Genomic DNA, 16,215 nt, shown 5'->3' on the forward strand with positions numbered 1-16,215 from the left:
ATGCGATCATATACATCAAAGCCTCTCTACTTATTGGGGACAACAGTATTATTTGTTACGCTCACAAGCTGCTCTATCTTTGAAAATGAGCAAGATCTTGCCGTGTGTAATAAAGTTTTTGTTGTCGCCGAGCAGATGCCAGACTTAAAAGGCAGCATGGCTAATCTTCAGGGAAAAATAGAATATCCAAAGGAGGCAAAAGAGTCCGGGGTAGAGGGCAGGGTTACGGTACAGTTTGTTGTAGATAAATTCGGAGACGTACGTGATGCGAAAGTCATTAGAGGAATTGGTGCAGGAGCAGATGAGGAAGCATTACGAGTAGTAAAAACGGCTACCTTTGATCCCGGAGAGCAGGATGGGGAGCCGGTTTGTGTTCAATATGCGCTATCGGTTAATTTCAGATTAGAAAACTAAACTACTATAAATTCCCTCGCTCCGGACGCTCTGCGTCGGAGCGAATTATTGGTCAGGTAATTACGTGCAGACGCAGAGCGTAAGCACGAGCGTAAATGGGCGTTGTATGTGCTTATGTCAGTCAGTCCAAATAGCGCAAGCATCCGCTTGTGCGGTGTATGTTGTACAGCAAAAGCCCTATAAAGGCACTATCCAAGCGGACGCTTGAACTAGTCTGTGTATTTGTAAAGATGCTTTGCCGATAACTTTAGGCTAAAGCTTTTAAGCAGGGGTGAGTTTAGTAAAGCAAACAATGCCCTTAACCAGCTGTTCTTCTACATTAAAGCCCGCCTGATTAAACATCTTGTTGCTTTCATCTACGGTCCAGAAGTTAATTCCACCAATAGCGGCTGACTCCTGAAGCAACCGACCGTACCAAGCATCGGATTTAATGAGGTGCATCATAAAGAAAACACCGTCATCTTTGATAATTCGCTTAGCTTCATAAAGGACTTTCAGCTCTTCAGTGAGTTCGTTGAGGGTTCCTCCCATCACAATGCCATCAAAGGTTTTTGAGAAGAAGGGCATCTCTCTCCCATCAGCCCGGACGAAATACATATCGGTTTCATCAGCTTCGGCTTTGAGTCGGGCCTCTTCCAGCATCTGATAAGAAAAATCGAGAGCTACAATGTTGGCTTTCTTTTGTGCGGCTTTCAGCGCTCGTCCATACAAAGCGGTTGAGCAACCCAGATCTAAATAATATCCATCTTCTTTTGGAGCTGTCCAGTCGATAAGAAGCTCGTGTTCTTTCTCTATAGGAAATTCTTCACCGGATAAAAGCGACAGGGAGCGTTTGCGCCAAATGTCTTCGTAAATAGCAGCCGTCAGTTTCCAGTGGTTTGTGCTTTGAGCGATGGAAGTGAACTCAGGCTCTTTCCCCAAAAGATCTATGATATTGTTTTTAACCTGATACTCGTCTCCCTCTTTGGAGCCAACGGTTCCGCTAAAAGGCATAGACAAGTTGGCAACTTCTTTGGGAATGGAAATCCCGGCTCGTTCATCAATCGGTGAGCGTAATTCTAGGTTCATAAAAACTAATCATTTTATTTAGTGATGAATACGCCAAATAGCTCGAGGTGTTACAGCTATTTTTGAAGAACGATCGAGATTTGCGCACCTTTATCAACACTTAACATCCGTCCGGCATTTCCTTTATTAATCCCAATTTCCAGCATCCCTGAACTACCGATAAAAGCAGCGGGTTCACCTTCTTCCACATCACCGAAGGTAGTTACCACTTCCTTGAGCATCGTGTTTCCCACATAAATCTTAACATCTTTCCTTTTGATGTGCTCGTCAATCAGAGATTCCGAAATATTGGTAATGAGATTTCCGAAACGGTCGATATGAACTACCCAGCCCTGAAGTCCGTCTTTATCGGCAATAGGAACAGCCCAATGGTAAGTAACCAGTTCTTCTATCGGCTCTCCGATTTCTTCAAAAGAAACACCATTACTAAGGTGAGCAGTAACGGGAGCAAATATATCCCGGCCGTGAAATGTTTTGGATAACCCTTCTTGTCGCCAAAAGTCTTTGTTGTTCAGCTTAATGGCTTCGTAATCAAATTCATCAAAGAAAAGAGAAAAGATGCCGTTATCAGGACCTACAAAATATTGGTCTTTAATTTTTAGGGCGATGGGGTGACGTGGAGTTCCCACACCGGGGTCCACAACAACAACGTGTACGGTGCCCGGAGGGAAAAGAAAAGCGGCATTACGAACCACCCATGCCCCGGCCATAATGTCTTGGGGGGGGATGTCATGGGAGATATCGACGAGGCGGGCATCGGGAGCAATCCCAAGGATGACCGCCTTCATAGCGCTCACATAATGGTCTTGCAGACCAAAATCAGATGTGAGAGTAATTATTTGACTCATCAAGCATAGCTGTTGAGCATCACTGGCATTACCAGCATTAGAATATCTTCGTTGTCATTCTTTTCAGACGGCTTGACAATACCGGCGCGATTTGGAGATGAAAACTCAAACGTTACTTCATCATCATCAATGTTGCTAAGAACATCACCCAGGTATTTTGCATTGAAGCCAATTTCCATCTCCTCATTAGTATACTCACAACTGATGGTCTCCTTTGCCTCACTGCTCATGTCGAGATCCTCGGCGCGTATCGTCAATTTATCGGAGCCGAGCTGAAGGCGAATCTGCCGCGTAGTTGTGCTTGAGAAAATAGCTACACGTTTAACAGTTGAAAGCATCTGCTCTTTGCTGATGGTGAGGAACTTGTCGTTATCGCGAGGAATTACGGAGTCGTAATTTGGATACTGCTCGTTGATAAGCCGCGTAATCACGATGGTTCCGCCACTCTTGAAGCGAGCGTGATCTTCTGTTACCGTAAGGTCACATTCATCACCATCAATTGTTTTTTGGATGAGGCTTAACGCTTTATCCGGGACAATGAAGTTGACATCTTTTTCAGCAGTAATATCTTTGTTGGTATACTTCACTAAACGGTGGCCGTCGGTAGCGACAAACTTGCTTTCTTCAGTTCCAATCTGAAAGTAAACGCCCATCATAGCCGGACGTAAATCATCACTTGAAACAGCAAACAGTGTTTTGTGAATGGCGTTATTCATCAACTCTGTAGTCGTGTTGATTAAAGTGCCGTCATCCAGATTTGGAACCTCTGGAAATTCATCAGCATCATCACCAACAAGCTTGTAATTACCTTTATCGGTACGGAAATTGATGTTTCTGCGTTCATCCACTTCAAAAAATACAGGGATCTTAGGAAGCTGACGCAACGTTTCTAACAGGCGGCGAGCGGGAATTGCTACAGCTCCGTCTTCCTCAATATCAGCATCAATATATTCTATGATTGAAATCTCAAGGTCGGTTGCCGTGAGTTTTAGTTTGCCATCTTCACTTTCAAAAAGAATTGTTTCCAAAATAGGAAGCGTGGCCTTAGAGGGTACGGCTCCAATAACGGCCGAAAGTCCCTTATTGAGTTCGTTGCTCGATACAGAAAATTTCATAAATGCATTATTTAAGTGGATTAAAGGGCGTTTTTTAACCAACAGTTGCCCTTTCAGTGCAGTGTGCTTATACTAAGAAATACTGGCTCTCTCTGCAACCGCAGAAACGGCAATTTTCACCTCAAATAAGTCACAGATTATATCGTTTAAAGCGCTACAGTAACTATAAATTTTATCGCTGTTTTTGATGACCCGATTCCTTCCCGCGCTTTTAATGTTTGTGATAACCCCCGTTCTCACTTTTGCCCAATCTAATCAGGCTAAGTATGGCAATGATTTCCTCTCTACCGGCAGTGGTGCCCGTGCTTTGGGAATGGGAAGTGCCCATGTTGCTTTAACTAATGATGTGACATCCGCTTATTGGAATGTGGCCGGCTTGGCAGAGATTGACACGCCGCAAATTATGTACATGCATTCCGAGCGCTTTAGCGGAATTGTTGGGTATGATTATGGCGCAGCGGCGATGCCATTGAAATCAAATAAGGGTGTAGTATCAGTCAGCTTTTTCCGTCAGGGTGTGGATAATATCGCGAATACGCTAAACGCCTGGGATCGTGAACGAGATCAACCCAAACAAGATGTAGAAACATATATCACCCGATTTAGCGCAGCAGATATGGCGCTGTTCTTCTCGTACGCTACTCAGAAAACGGAAAAGCTTTCATATGGAGCATCTGCTAAAATCATTCGGCAGAAATTAGGTCCGTTTGCTGAAGCGTGGGGATACAGCCTCGATATAGGGGCAAAGTATAAAACAGACTTCGCCAACTTTGGAGTGACTGTTCACGACGTCACCACCATGCAGAAAATGTGGGATGTGAGCGAATCTGAATTTGGTGATTATGAAGCTCAATTCGATAGTTTAGGAGCTTCCCTCCCAACCGGGCAAAATGAATTTGTTTTACCGTCCGTTAAAATGGGGGTCTCAAAGCTATTCCCGATCAATACTGACTTTCTTGTGTCAGCCGCCGCTGATGTTGACCTGCTTTTTGAAAATAGACAGGCCTATTATATCAACGTTGGCAGCATGAGTATTGAGCCCCATCTTGGAAGTGAGATATCCTATAAGGAAATGATTGCCTTCCGTGCTGGTGTTACCAATTTTATCACCGATCCGGTTTCCGGATTCTCGGTTTCTCCTACTTTGGGACTTGGGCTAAAACTCTCTTCTTTTGTACTTGATTACGGCTTCACTAGCTTTGCGGGCGCTTCAAGTGATTTAGGATTTACCCACCGTATTTCGCTGAGGTTTGATATATAGAAAACAGGTTAAACCCATTTTTTTATCAGTTGAAAAGTAGAATCAATAGTTATTGGTTTACTCAAGAAGTCATTCATACCAGCCTCAAAGCACTTATCCCTGTCTTCTGTTGTAGCGTTTGCGGTCAGTGCGATAATAGTTGATTTACTAGAAGAACTCTCTTCATTTTCTCGTATTTGGCGAGTGGCTTCAAGACCGTCCATAACAGGCATTTGCATGTCCATGAAGATGATATCATAAGGTGTAGTATTTGATTTTACTGTCGCTTCTTGTCCATTTTCAGCAAGGTCAGCTTCTATGCCCAACAGCTCTAGGATTCTAAGTGTTACCCGCTGGTTGAAAACATTATCTTCAACTAGTAAAACATTAAGGTGTTGAAACTTCTCCTTCAAAAGAGGATCAATTTTTTGGTTTAAATCAGCCCTTTCTTCTACCGTGGTGAAGTCTTTATTGCCAGGGATTAAGTCTGCCTGAATGGTAAAAGTAAAAGTTGTTCCAGTTCCTTTCTTACTTTTGACTTTAATATCGCCGCCAAGTGCTTCAACGATTTCTTTACTGATAACGAGTCCTAGGCCTGTCCCCCCATAACGCCTGGTAATTCCTGAATCTACTTGAGAAAAGCGTTTGAATAGCTTCTCTATATCCTGCTCATTAATTCCTATACCAGTGTCCTGAACTGTAAACCAGATGTTTCCGGAAAGAGAATTATCAGTATTAATCCCGGCCGAAACGGTTACGGATCCCTGATCGGTGAATTTTACTGCATTGTTAATTAGGTTTATAAGGACCTGTTGCAACCGTATTTTATCTGTTTTAATGGTGGAGGGAAGGTTGTCGTCTAAATCTGATATCAAATCAATTTCACGGTTACTAACTAGGGGAGAGAGAACCTCAAAGACCATCTTAATCAGCTTTTTAGGACTCACTTCGGAATATTCAATATCTAATTTTCCTGACTCAATCTTGGAGTAGTCTAGAATATTGTTGACTATTCCCAGCAAGTTTTCACCATTGAGCCTGATGGTTCGAACGTACTCCTCTTTTTTGGCATCTAAAGTTCCATCGTCCAGTAGATCTGAAAATCCAATTACAGCGTTGAGGGGAGTTCTTATCTCATGAGACATGGTTGATAAAAAGTCACTTTTTGCCAGCGAAGCAGCCTCCGCATTTATTCGAGCTTCTTTTAAAGAATTTGTAAACCGGTAGCTGAGAATTTGTGACTGAAGAAAAATGAATAAAAGATGTCCGGAATAGTTGAAAACCTGAAACCTGTCTATATATCCGAAGTAGTTAAGTATTTGATATAAAAAGATGCTGAAAACCACACCTGTACTGGCCAACGCAAAAGCAGATCCGGGCCTTTTATTGAGCATACCAAGCACATAAATATAAAATGCGTAAGCAATATATATGCACAGGATGATAAAGAATGGAAGTATCGTTAAGCTGAAAATGTGAGGAGGAAAGAATATACATGTAATGGCAAATAGTAGACAAATACCGCTCAGGATATTAACCAACAGTTTAGAGGCCTCTTTTGGATAAAGGTGATAAGTGTATAACCCAAAAAAGAAAACGGAAATAAATAGCGTTAGATATTCCAGCCGTATGGTAACGATCCAGGGGATATTTGGGATGAGGTCGTGAAGCGGATAAACCCCAAACCCTACTACGCGATACGTATAGAACAAACAGAATAACGCAAAATACAAAATGCTTTTATCGTTACTACTGAACAGAAAAAGAGATAGAAAAAATAGACCAGCTAATATAAGGGCTCCTGTAAGCGTCCATGAATAAGCTTGGTCTTTTAGCTTTCTGTTATTCAGAGCTTCTGTAGTTCCAAGTAAAATATTCTGTGAGCTTCCTCCTTTACTGTGATCGAAGTTTGCTATGTGTAATACTAATTCAAGGTCGTTACCCTGTAAAGAATCTGGCAATTGATTTAAGGACTTTAGAGTATGGCTCCATGAAGGAGAGTATGATTCTTTTTTTAAAGCAGGGACTCCATCCTCAGCAAACAACACTCCATTTATAAATAGCCGATAGGAACTGTAGGCATCCGGAATGATTAGAGAAAGATCTGGGGTGACTTTTGGAAGGATCAACTTAACTCTATAGGTAGCCGCACCAAAAGATGGATAACCATTGTTTGACCATAAGTATGGGAAATTGACTATGGCTTTATCATCTTCAAACGTAGAGAAGTTACCGGGCATGATTAGCTGGTCCCAATAAAACTCCCAGTTATCATCAATATAAATAACCGGGTTTTCTTCGAAATTGTGTTGAGTTAAATTCGAAGTCGCATCTTCTCCCTGAACCTGACTCATTACATGCCATGGAAAAAAAAGAACGAGCAACCAAAAAACAGATATTCGAATTAACATTTCGCTACGATTGTACCCACTTGACCTTATTTAATGTACATAAAAATACCTGTATGGGCTATTAATTTAATATCACTCTGTATATAGTATCTGAGATTAGATTTCCGCCCTTTATACCCATTATTTGTTTTATTATTGAATGAAATCACAATTCCAAAACTTCACATTTTGCGAATCATACTTTTAGGCCCAACAGCAGCGGGTAAAACCGAACTTTCTTTACAGCTTGCTGAAGAACTCAATACTTCTATCATTTCTGCGGATTCCCGGCAATGCTACAAACATATCAACATTGGAACCGCCACACCTTCAAAAGAAGAACAGGAAAGAGTGAAGCACTACAACATTTCTTTGCTGGATTTGGAGGAAGAAGACTCGGCAATGGATTTCCAAAAGCGCGCGGCAGAATGGGAAAAAGGGATTCTCAAAAAATCAGACCACGTAATTTATGCCGGGGGAAGTACACTTCACCTTCAAAGCCTGATTCAACCCTTCAACGAAATGCCTGAATCAGATGAAGAGAATATCAAACAGCTTGAGTCTCGAATTGATAAAGAGGGAATTGAGTCATTATACGGGATGCTTTCAGAAATAGACCCGGATTATGTTGAGAAAATGGATGGCATGAACACGCAGCGAATCATCCGCGCGCTGGATGTTTGGATGCAAACAGGAAAGCCATTCAGCAGCTTTCACAATCAACAAGAAATTAAACCGGATGAAAATACCATCGTTTTTGGGTTGAAGTGGCCGCGGGAAAAGCTATATGACCGAATAAACCAGCGGGTTGATCATATGATTGAGGCCGGATTGGTAGAAGAGGTTAGATCTATTCTGGAAGCGGGTCACTCAAAAGATCTCAAATCCTTAAATACGGTGGGTTACAAAGAGATTATCAACTATTTGGATGGCGAGTGGTCGCTGGAAAAAGCCGTGGAGAAAATCAAAATTAGTACAAGACGTTATGCGAAGCGACAAATCACCTGGTTTAAGAGATGGGAGTTTATCAATTGGCTTGAGCCGGATGAACTGTCGGTTGAGGAGATGAAAAGCGCGATTGTAAATACGTTGTCATCCCGGACTTGATCCGGGATCTTTTTCGAAAGAGATGCTGAATCAAGTTCGGCATGACAGCTGTTCTTTTAAATCCAGCACCAATCCCCCAAACAGAGTTAGCAGCTAAGTCTCAGAAAGGTTAACTTTGGCACTCACTTAAACGAAGCCCAACTATGTACAAAGCGAAAGTAAATGTAACGCTCCGTCCATCTATTTTGGACCCTAAAGGTAAAGCCGCTCATCACGCCCTTCAGAATCTTGGTTTAAATGAAGTTCAGCAAGTTCGAATTGGTAAATTTATTGAACTTGATGTGGACGCCAAAGATGAAGCTGCGGCCAAAGAAATTGTAGAGTCAGCCTGTGCGCAACTGCTGGCAAATGAAGTAATGGAAGATTTCGAAATAACGATCGAATCTTAATTGATGATTCTGAAGGCCCAACATATCGACGAATTTGTGTTGTCTGGAACTAAGCCTGATGAATCCTCAGAAACTCTGGTTAAGGAAAAAGAGGAGGTCGAGGAATCGGTAAACACACCATGGCGGCTTATCCTCTTTGATGACGACATTCACACCTTTGAGGAAGTCATTTCCCAGCTTATGAAGGCAACCGGATGCAGTTTATCCGAAGCTGAAGACAAGACATGGAAAGTCCATAACGAAGGTAAAGCGCTGGTGCACGAAGGCGAGTTCGAAGACTGCCTGCGCATTGACAGCGTGCTTAAAGAAATTCAACTGGTTACTGAAATAAAAGGATAAAGAAATGCCCACATTTGGCGTAATAGTATTCCCCGGCTCCAACTGCGATCATGACGCATATCATGCCATGAAACACGTAATGAACTGCGATGTGAAATTCCTCTGGCACAAAGAAACCGACCTTTCTAATATTGATTTTCTGATTGTCCCAGGCGGATTTTCCTATGGTGACTATCTTCGTTCCGGCGCCATTGCCCGCTTCTCTCCTATTATGCAGGAAGTGGTGAAGTTCGCTGAAAAAGGCGGACCTGTAATGGGCATCTGTAACGGATTCCAGATTTTGCTGGAAGCGGGGTTGATTCCGGGTGCAATGATGCACAATCAGAAGCTCAAGTTTGTATGTAAAGATGTTTTTATCCGATGTGAGACAACAAATTCGTTATTCACGAATTCACTAGAAAAAGGACAGGTTTTTGATATTCCTGTTTCTCACGGAGAAGGAAATTATTTTATTGACCAAAATGGATTGAAATCTCTTCAGGATAATGACCAGGTTCTTTTCAGATACTCTAACGCCAACGGTGAACTGACAGAAGAAGCCAACTTTAATGGATCGATCGACAGCATAGCTGGTATTTGTAACACCGGGCGCAATGTTTTGGGTATGATGCCTCACCCCGAAAGAGCAATGGAGAAAATTCTTGGCTCAGAAGACGGAAAGCCAATTTTCGAGTCTATTTTGAACGCCCTTTCAGTAGCTTAACTGATATCTATGAGCACAGAGACCCAACCGGAATTAATCTTGCATAGCGAAGGGCTGGTAAAGCGCTATCGCAAGCGAACGGTTGTGGAAGATGTCTCCATCAATGTAAAACAAGGCGAAGTTGTGGGTCTTTTAGGGCCGAATGGTGCTGGTAAAACCACGACCTTTTATATGATGGTTGGTTTAGTGACCCCCAATGCCGGGAAAATCTTCCTAAACGATAAAAACCTGACCGGAGAGCCCATGTACAAACGCGCTCGAATGGGAATTGGATATCTTGCTCAGGAAGCCAGCGTTTTTCGAAACCTGACGGTTCGTGAAAACCTTGAATCGGTTCTTCAATTTCTTTCCGTTCCTAAAAAAGAAATGGACCTAAAAGTCGATAAGCTAATCGATGAGTTTGGACTTCACAAAGTTGTGGATAGCAAGGGCTACAGCCTTTCGGGCGGTGAGCGAAGGCGATGCGAGATTGCCAGAGCCCTAGTCACAGATCCTAAGTTCATTTTACTGGACGAACCCTTTGCCGGGGTCGATCCTATCGCTGTAGAGGACATTCAACAAATAGTTTCGGGTCTGCGGCATCAAAATATTGGCATTCTGATCACAGACCATAATGTGCATGAAACGCTTGCTATAACAGACCGGGCCTACCTCATGTTTGAAGGAAATATATTAATGGAGGGCTCTGCAGATGTGCTTGCTGAAGATGAAAAAGCGAAGAGACTCTATCTTGGTAAACAATTTAAATTAGATCGATACACCCCAGATTAAATAGTAGCATAATGAAAGAAGTAACAGTACAAGAGCTCAAAGAAAAACGAGAAGCTAACGAAGAGTTTTTCCTGCTGGATGTTCGTGAGGATGTTGAATACCTGGTTTCTAATCTTGATGGAGAGCACATCCCCTTAGGGCAGTTGCAAAACAGAATGAAAGAGCTTGAAGAAAAAAAGAACGAAGAAGTTATTGTGATGTGCCGAAGTGGAAACCGCAGCTCAAGAGCCGTTTCTTATTTGGAAAGTCAGGGCTTTGAGAATGCCAGCAACCTGAAAGGTGGAATGAAAGCCTGGGCGTCAGAGATCGACCCATCAGTTCCGGTTGCGTAGTTTTTGTTCCGACGCAGAGCGGTCGGAACAAGAGTAGAGTATGGTGACTCAGTTCCACCGGTTGTAATACAAAAAAGTCATTCCTGTGCAGACAGGAATCTGGATATCGTATAAGATAAAGTTAGTCTTTTCAACCAACCAGATCTCGGGCATTCGTCGCGAGATGACAAATTAATCTTATGCCAGCGTTGCAATCTGATTCAGAAGCTCTTGGTTGCTGTCTGTGTTTTTAAGCACTTTCAACAAGCCAAGCATGGATTCTTTTGGTGATTTCTTCAAAAGATATCTTCTTACCATATTGCGCTCTTCAAGAGAATCGGTAATAAACTTATGCTCATTTCGAGTTCCCGAAGATGAGATGTTGATGGCCGGATAGATTCGATCGTTAGCCAACTCTCGATCCAGAACCAGCTCCATATTACCCGTTCCTTTGAATTCTTCAAAAATCAGGTCATCCATTCTGGAATTGGTTTCGATCAAGCAAGTCGCGATGATAGTAAGTGAGCCACCGCCTTCAATTTTTCGGGCTGAACCAAAAATCTTCTTAGGGATTTCAAGGGCACGGATGTCTAAACCACCTGAAAGTGTTCTTCCGCTGTTAGATTGTACGGCGTTGTAGGCACGTCCTAAGCGGGTAATAGAATCAATTAAAAGAACGGAATCCTCTCCCATTTCGGCTTTACGCTTAGCATAACCAAGAGCCATCTCCGTAATGCGAATATGGCTTTGAGTGTTTTTATCATTAGAAGAAGCAAAAACTTCTGCTTGAGTAGAGCGAATGAAGTCCGTTACCTCTTCCGGTCGTTCATCAACAAGTAATACACTTACATGAATATCATCCGAGTGATTGTCATTAAGTGACTTGGCAATTTTCTTTAGCAGGACTGTTTTACCTGTTCGAGGAGGGGCTACAATCAATGAGCGCTGCCCTTTACCGATGGGTGCAACTAAATCAACGACCCGCATTTCAACATCATCCGCGTTGAACCCAAGTTTAATCCACTCTACAGGCATAATAGGAGTTTGTCTTTCAAAGCGACTGGATTTGGTCCAGGCTTCAACAGGCCTTCCATTTACAACATCTACTGAAGCGACGTGTTTATGACCTTTATTATCTTCTTCAAACTCACCTTCCAAGACAAGTCCAGGGCGCAGGTCTAATTCTTTAACCTCATCCGGCTTCAAAAAAGGGTCCTGTGGCTGATAGGTAAACTCATAATCCAGCTTTCGGATAAAGCCCCAACCTTTGGAGTTAATTTCTAAAACACCGGCATATCTCCCTGCAATTCCCTGGTTATTTTTCCAGTAAAATTTAGGGATGAACACGTTCCCGCTTTTATTATTGTTTCGGTTACGGTTGTTCTTATTACGGTTCTTGTTGTTTTTTCTACGTGCCATTGATTAGTGCGTGTTGTTATCCTTCTCCTGAGATTGAAAAGTAAAATTCAAATATGTTTGTGTATTTAAAAAGGAGGGGAGGAAAAAAGAGGTGCGGATGTTTTTAAATCCGCACCATTGAATTTAGTAGATGAGAAAAGATACAAATGTTTTTATTGATAGCAAATTACCGAACGGTAACGGTCTCATTTATCCAGCTATAGCATGGTAAAAGAGAGCCATCAATGGTTAATTTTTGTCCGTTCTCGAGATTAAGTGTGAAAAATTTGTCTTCCGTGGTTGGTGTTACTGCCTCATAACTAGGCATCTGTCGGTTTACTGTACTTGAAACAGAAGGATCTTGTTGTTTAGCCTTATTCAAATAATCAATAACTAACCAGTAAACAACTCTATCTTCAGCACCTAATTTACGATCTTCTGTACAACTAGTAATTCCTGCGGAATAAATAGTTGCCATTTTAATGTAAGCAGATCCGTTATTTGGATTTATTTTGATGGCGTCCTGCACATATTTTTTAGCAGTTGTTAACTTTTCAAGGTTAATGTTTACATCTGCAAGGTCTAATAATGCTTGGGTCTTCTGATTATCTGCTGAAGCTCGATTTAAAGCTTGGTTGAAAAACTTATCAGCCTCAGAGTAGTTAGCATTACCTTTAGCTAACTCGGCAAGCTGAAGTGCAGAGTTATAACTAGGGTCCAGCTCATTAATTTTGATAAGAGTTTCTTTACGCTTTTCACGATTTCCAGTCTCTTCATATGCTTTTTCTAAAGCCTTCCAAGCTGCTAAATCTTGTGGATTCTCTTCAACTATCGGCACGAAATAACCGATTTGCTCTTCAGGAGATCCAAGAAGCTCCTGTTGCTGCTCCTCGATAAACTCAAGATTGTCTCCAGTGGCTAGTGGCTTCACTTTATCTATGAAAGCCTGAGCTTCTGCCTTGTCACCTTTACTTACAAGGTTGTCAAGAGCTAGACGTAGGTAATACCCATTTGCCATTCCAATGGCTCTCTCGGTGTCAATTTCAAAAAGCTCAATATAATCGTCATATGCCTTTTGAAGACCGTCTTCTACATAATCATAATTCTGCTGGTAAAACCGGCCACGATCAAAAATGATGTCGTATCTGCTTTCAGGATTTGTACCGAACAACTCAAGGCTTTCATTTAAAAGCGTTAAGGCGGTATCTACGTGAGCAGATCTTAAAGCAGGGTCTTCTTTGGTTCTGCCGATTTCATCATAAATCTTAACCAAACGGCTGTATTGCTTCTCTAGGCTAAATTGTGGGTTGCCTTGTAGCTGTTCTGGTTTTGCACAAGCCATCCATTTACCGTATCTGAGGGCAAATTCATATTCTCCATTCCGAAAATTCTCATAGAAAAGTGAATATGCAGCTAAAGGAGAAAGCCCATCAGGCGGAGCATCTTGGCAATTTGCCTGAGCTTGAGTGAGGGAAGAGCTAAGTAAAAGGAACCCTAAAAGTGTAATTAGTTGCTTCATCGATCTAGTAGTTGTTTATACTATTAACATGTAAACTAATCAGATAGTTTAAATATTATAAAATAGATTATTGTCTTAGTTCAATTTTTGACGGAAAAACATTAATTCTGATAAATTAACGGACAAATTAAATGCCCAAATCTTTTCTCTTATCAAGTCGTTATTTGTTGTTCCTCTCAATCCATAGCGTATACTCAGATCTACAGAAGAGTTTGACCGTGGTGAAATTATTCCTAAACCAGCAGAAAACCAAAGGGTGTTTATATCCTGGTTCTCAATGGTAAGGTGGCCTGAATCATAGGAAACACCGCCACTGTACCTAAAGTTAGAAAGAAACTTGGATGAATTTGTTCTATATGGGTGATACTCTCCCCCAATACCAGCCTTAATACGGTCACTCATCATAGACATTTCTTCGTTTGAGCTGAATGTGGACTCAAAATCGCCCCACTGCTCATAAAGACCTTCTACAGAGAAATTTACCAAAGTGCTTGGATAATAAGTCAATCCGGCGTTTAATTCTACAGGTAAAGAAATTTTCCCATTATCTGTTTCTCGAAGAAGCACCTCTTCATTCTGCCCACCAATTTGCTTACTAACTGTGACTTTCTCTTCGGCATCTATAGTAAAGGGTAGGTTGGCGGTTGCGCCAAAGCTCAGCCTGTCTTTATCTGAGAAGAGTTTTTGGAACGTAAACAGAGCGCCAAAACGATGCGAGAGGGCTGCGCCGGTGATTTTAGAGTCAAGGTTGCTTGTCGTGTAAGAGGTGTTTGAGAAAAAGACATCCTGCGAATTGTTTTCAGATACAAAAGCCAGTGCAGGTGCGTAACCAACAGAAAGATATTTATTGATATTCCATCCAAATCCGATTTCAAGTTTGCTGATACCTCCTGCCCCGCGAATATCAGAGGCATAACCGAGAGTATTATCGGTTGAAATGCTTGAAGAGTCTGAGGTAACGAATCGATAATTTGAGCGGGTTACTGAGTACATGGAAGCAGACATGCCCAGCTTTTGACGAATAATTGGAAACGTAAATTGAAAGTATCCAGCCTCAAGTAGTGTGTTAACGTTCGTTGAAGTAGAATTAGAGGTATTGTACTTAGAGAAGTTAAAGCCGGATGATGCAGTAGTATATGCATTTTTACCCCACATCGCCGGGTTCTGCAGTGAATTGGAATCCATATTATCTAACGAAACACCGGATATTCCCAATCCATATTCTCTGGGGTTGTTGTTGTCAGTTGGGAAGCCTACCCCAAATAATGAGTAGAAAGACCCACTTCTCTTCTCGCTAGCTCCTTCAATTTGGGCAGCTAAGTTGGTGGCTGTGAAAAGAAGGGCTGTCAGTAATGTGAGTTTTTTAATCGTTTTCATGCCGTTAATCCACTATGGATGTAATGATCAATTTAGGTCGAACGTCTTCTGGCGCTGTAGCCCCATAAATAAGAGTTGAGCGCAAGGTTCCGGCAATAGAGCCAATACCCAGAGCTAATTCCTCGATTTCCTGACTGCCAAAGATGATATTATTTACAATGTTAGTAACTCTAACAGTATAATAGTCAGTGTCAGTAACTTTGGACCCACTTCTGAGAGGCGGAGTAAACTGATATTCATAAGATGGTTCAAAGCTGGTTACCGGGTGAAGCTGTATAGTTTGAACCGGCAGGCGCAAGTGATTCGGGGGTAAGCCTGAGGCTAATTCGTTGGCAGCTTCGTAAAAGACCATTTCGGCCTTCACAATATTGCTTGTTGAAAAGTCTGCTTTAAGTACAGAATCAGGAAAAGAAACCGTACTCATTCCTTCAAGTGTTGAGTGGAGCGGGAATGCGGTGGGAGGATTTGTTGCACCTGTTCTGTTCAGGGTAAAACCATAATCATTTAGCCCAACAGAAACGGTATCCGGATCATCAGCTGCTGGCCTGTTGATAAGCAAGAAACGCAAGCCTGAAGCGGTTGGGAAGGAAATTTTGGAATTGTTTTGGTCTGATACTATTGCTAAACCTTGAAACTCGGAAACATATAATGAGTCGAGGCTTGAATCATTACTGTTAAAGTAACTTTTATAAGTATCTACCCACTGCTCGTCCAAATCGACAATAATTTCACTATTGCTGCCAGTGGTAAAACTACCAATTTGATTGCCATACTGAATGTCATCATCGATTCTTAAAGAATTTCCCCGCCATTTTGAAGTGACTTCATGGACGGTGAATTGGGACTGCGAAAGGGTATCTCCATAGGGTGTTTCCAAACTATCAATTGAAATACCCAACTTTAGCTGGAAAGAACTAGATATTGCTACCGAATCCGGGATTTCAGGGGAAACAGTTGGCCGCAAGTACCCATTGGCAGTAATATCACCAAATAACTGGTCGGAATATTTACCGATTGGCATAACAAACAAACGGCCTGAATATCCATTATAAGCCATTTCTTGGGTGCTTGATAGTGTAAGAGTATCGACCCTTAAAGCAGGTCGGTCAACAAAGTCACTGCCTACGCTTCCGGGGTCTTCACAGCCATTGAAAATTATAAGTAAAGTTAACAGGGAGATACATAAGGAAAAGAAGCCCTTATTAGATCTGTTCATTAAATAAGTA

Annotated in this window: 15 protein-coding genes and 1 pseudogene; 8 read left to right on the forward strand and 8 right to left on the reverse strand. The window is 41.9% G+C overall.

Translation table 11 applies throughout. The features are described 5' to 3' along the window. The gene (locus CL667_10390) at window positions 1-414 is read left to right on the forward strand and encodes a hypothetical protein (protein ID MAL18110.1); all 414 of its coding nucleotides are present in this window, start codon (window positions 1-3) and stop codon (window positions 412-414) included. Between the two features lie 261 nt (window positions 415-675). On the opposite strand, the gene CL667_10395 is transcribed toward CL667_10390, so the two are convergent. From CL667_10395 to dnaN, 3 genes are read right to left on the reverse strand one after another with little or no spacing between them, the layout of a single operon-like run. After that, on the reverse strand, window positions 676-1,482 hold the full coding sequence (locus CL667_10395; GenBank protein MAL18111.1) for an SAM-dependent methyltransferase: 807 nt from the start codon (window positions 1,480-1,482) through the stop codon (window positions 676-678). A gap of 56 nt (window positions 1,483-1,538) precedes the next feature. After that, complete coding sequence (locus tag CL667_10400) at window positions 1,539-2,330, reverse strand: hypothetical protein (GenBank protein MAL18112.1); 792 nt, start codon at window positions 2,328-2,330, stop codon at window positions 1,539-1,541. Next, on the reverse strand, window positions 2,330-3,445 hold the full coding sequence (gene dnaN / locus CL667_10405; protein ID MAL18113.1) for a DNA polymerase III subunit beta: 1,116 nt from the start codon (window positions 3,443-3,445) through the stop codon (window positions 2,330-2,332). Before dnaN ends, CL667_10400 begins: the two co-directional genes overlap by 1 nt. 187 nt (window positions 3,446-3,632) lie before the next feature. Between dnaN and CL667_10410 the strand changes: the two genes are divergently transcribed. Further along, window positions 3,633-4,706, forward strand: coding sequence for a hypothetical protein (locus tag CL667_10410; GenBank protein ID MAL18114.1), 1,074 nt, complete (start codon window positions 3,633-3,635; stop codon window positions 4,704-4,706). A gap of 8 nt (window positions 4,707-4,714) precedes the next feature. Here the strand turns inward: CL667_10410 and CL667_10415 are convergent, their stop codons facing one another. Then, window positions 4,715-7,096, reverse strand: coding sequence for an ATPase (locus CL667_10415; protein ID MAL18115.1), 2,382 nt, complete (start codon window positions 7,094-7,096; stop codon window positions 4,715-4,717). A gap of 168 nt (window positions 7,097-7,264) precedes the next feature. On the opposite strand from CL667_10415, the gene CL667_10420 reads away from it, so the two are divergent. The 6 genes from CL667_10420 (at window position 7,265) to CL667_10445 (ending at window position 10,716) form a co-directional block, all read left to right on the forward strand. Beyond that, the gene (locus tag CL667_10420; protein MAL18116.1) at window positions 7,265-8,182 is read left to right on the forward strand and encodes a tRNA (adenosine(37)-N6)-dimethylallyltransferase MiaA; all 918 of its coding nucleotides are present in this window, start codon (window positions 7,265-7,267) and stop codon (window positions 8,180-8,182) included. A 143-nt stretch (window positions 8,183-8,325) separates the two neighbouring features. Beyond that, entirely contained in the window at window positions 8,326-8,571 is a 246-nt protein-coding gene (locus CL667_10425) for a phosphoribosylformylglycinamidine synthase (protein ID MAL18117.1), read from the forward strand. 3 nt (window positions 8,572-8,574) lie between these two features. Beyond that, window positions 8,575-8,910 (forward strand): Clp protease ClpS, encoded by a 336-nt coding sequence (locus tag CL667_10430; protein ID MAL18118.1) that lies wholly within the window; start codon window positions 8,575-8,577, stop codon window positions 8,908-8,910. Between the two features lie 4 nt (window positions 8,911-8,914). Further along, a complete protein-coding gene (locus CL667_10435) occupies window positions 8,915-9,613 on the forward strand; it encodes a phosphoribosylformylglycinamidine synthase I (protein ID MAL18119.1) in 699 nt (232 codons plus the stop codon). Between the two features lie 9 nt (window positions 9,614-9,622). Next, a complete protein-coding gene (gene lptB, locus CL667_10440; protein ID MAL18120.1) occupies window positions 9,623-10,384 on the forward strand; it encodes an LPS export ABC transporter ATP-binding protein in 762 nt (253 codons plus the stop codon). Between the two features lie 11 nt (window positions 10,385-10,395). Continuing rightward, window positions 10,396-10,716: an NADH oxidase gene (locus CL667_10445; GenBank protein ID MAL18121.1), complete on the forward strand. Its 321-nt coding sequence runs from the start codon at window positions 10,396-10,398 to the stop codon at window positions 10,714-10,716. A 177-nt stretch (window positions 10,717-10,893) separates the two neighbouring features. Here CL667_10445 and CL667_10450 read toward each other — a convergent pair whose 3' ends face one another. The 4 genes and pseudogenes from CL667_10450 to CL667_10465 all read right to left on the reverse strand — a co-directional run bounded on the left by CL667_10450 (window position 10,894) and on the right by CL667_10465 (window position 16,205). After that, complete coding sequence (locus CL667_10450; GenBank protein MAL18122.1) at window positions 10,894-12,114, reverse strand: transcription termination factor Rho; 1,221 nt, start codon at window positions 12,112-12,114, stop codon at window positions 10,894-10,896. 166 nt (window positions 12,115-12,280) lie between these two features. Beyond that, window positions 12,281-13,510, reverse strand: a pseudogene (locus CL667_10455) (hypothetical protein). 177 nt (window positions 13,511-13,687) lie between these two features. After that, on the reverse strand, window positions 13,688-14,989 hold the full coding sequence (locus CL667_10460; protein ID MAL18123.1) for a hypothetical protein: 1,302 nt from the start codon (window positions 14,987-14,989) through the stop codon (window positions 13,688-13,690). Window positions 14,990-14,993: 4 nt separating this feature from the next. After that, window positions 14,994-16,205, reverse strand: coding sequence for a hypothetical protein (locus CL667_10465; GenBank protein MAL18124.1), 1,212 nt, complete (start codon window positions 16,203-16,205; stop codon window positions 14,994-14,996). Window positions 16,206-16,215 lie beyond the last annotated feature (10 nt).

It is taken from the genome of Balneola sp. (assembly GCA_002694685.1).
Lineage (GTDB): Bacteria > Bacteroidota > Rhodothermia > Balneolales > Balneolaceae > Gracilimonas.

Excerpts from the sequence above, each read along its gene's own strand:
- CL667_10390 (MAL18110.1), top strand. The coding sequence starts at position 1 with ATGCGATCATATACATCAAAGCCTCTCTACTTATTGGGGACAACAGTA.
- CL667_10395 (MAL18111.1), bottom strand. The coding sequence starts at position 1,482 with ATGAACCTAGAATTACGCTCACCGATTGATGAACGAGCCGGGATTTCC.
- CL667_10400 (MAL18112.1), bottom strand. The coding sequence starts at position 2,330 with ATGAGTCAAATAATTACTCTCACATCTGATTTTGGTCTGCAAGACCAT.
- dnaN (MAL18113.1), bottom strand. The coding sequence starts at position 3,445 with ATGAAATTTTCTGTATCGAGCAACGAACTCAATAAGGGACTTTCGGCC.
- CL667_10410 (MAL18114.1), top strand. The coding sequence starts at position 3,633 with ATGACCCGATTCCTTCCCGCGCTTTTAATGTTTGTGATAACCCCCGTT.
- CL667_10415 (MAL18115.1), bottom strand. The coding sequence starts at position 7,096 with ATGTTAATTCGAATATCTGTTTTTTGGTTGCTCGTTCTTTTTTTTCCA.
- CL667_10425 (MAL18117.1), top strand. The coding sequence starts at position 8,326 with ATGTACAAAGCGAAAGTAAATGTAACGCTCCGTCCATCTATTTTGGAC.
- CL667_10430 (MAL18118.1), top strand. The coding sequence starts at position 8,575 with ATGATTCTGAAGGCCCAACATATCGACGAATTTGTGTTGTCTGGAACT.
- CL667_10435 (MAL18119.1), top strand. The coding sequence starts at position 8,915 with ATGCCCACATTTGGCGTAATAGTATTCCCCGGCTCCAACTGCGATCAT.
- lptB (MAL18120.1), top strand. The coding sequence starts at position 9,623 with ATGAGCACAGAGACCCAACCGGAATTAATCTTGCATAGCGAAGGGCTG.
- CL667_10445 (MAL18121.1), top strand. The coding sequence starts at position 10,396 with ATGAAAGAAGTAACAGTACAAGAGCTCAAAGAAAAACGAGAAGCTAAC.
- CL667_10450 (MAL18122.1), bottom strand. The coding sequence starts at position 12,114 with ATGGCACGTAGAAAAAACAACAAGAACCGTAATAAGAACAACCGTAAC.
- CL667_10460 (MAL18123.1), bottom strand. The coding sequence starts at position 14,989 with ATGAAAACGATTAAAAAACTCACATTACTGACAGCCCTTCTTTTCACA.
- CL667_10465 (MAL18124.1), bottom strand. The coding sequence starts at position 16,205 with ATGAACAGATCTAATAAGGGCTTCTTTTCCTTATGTATCTCCCTGTTA.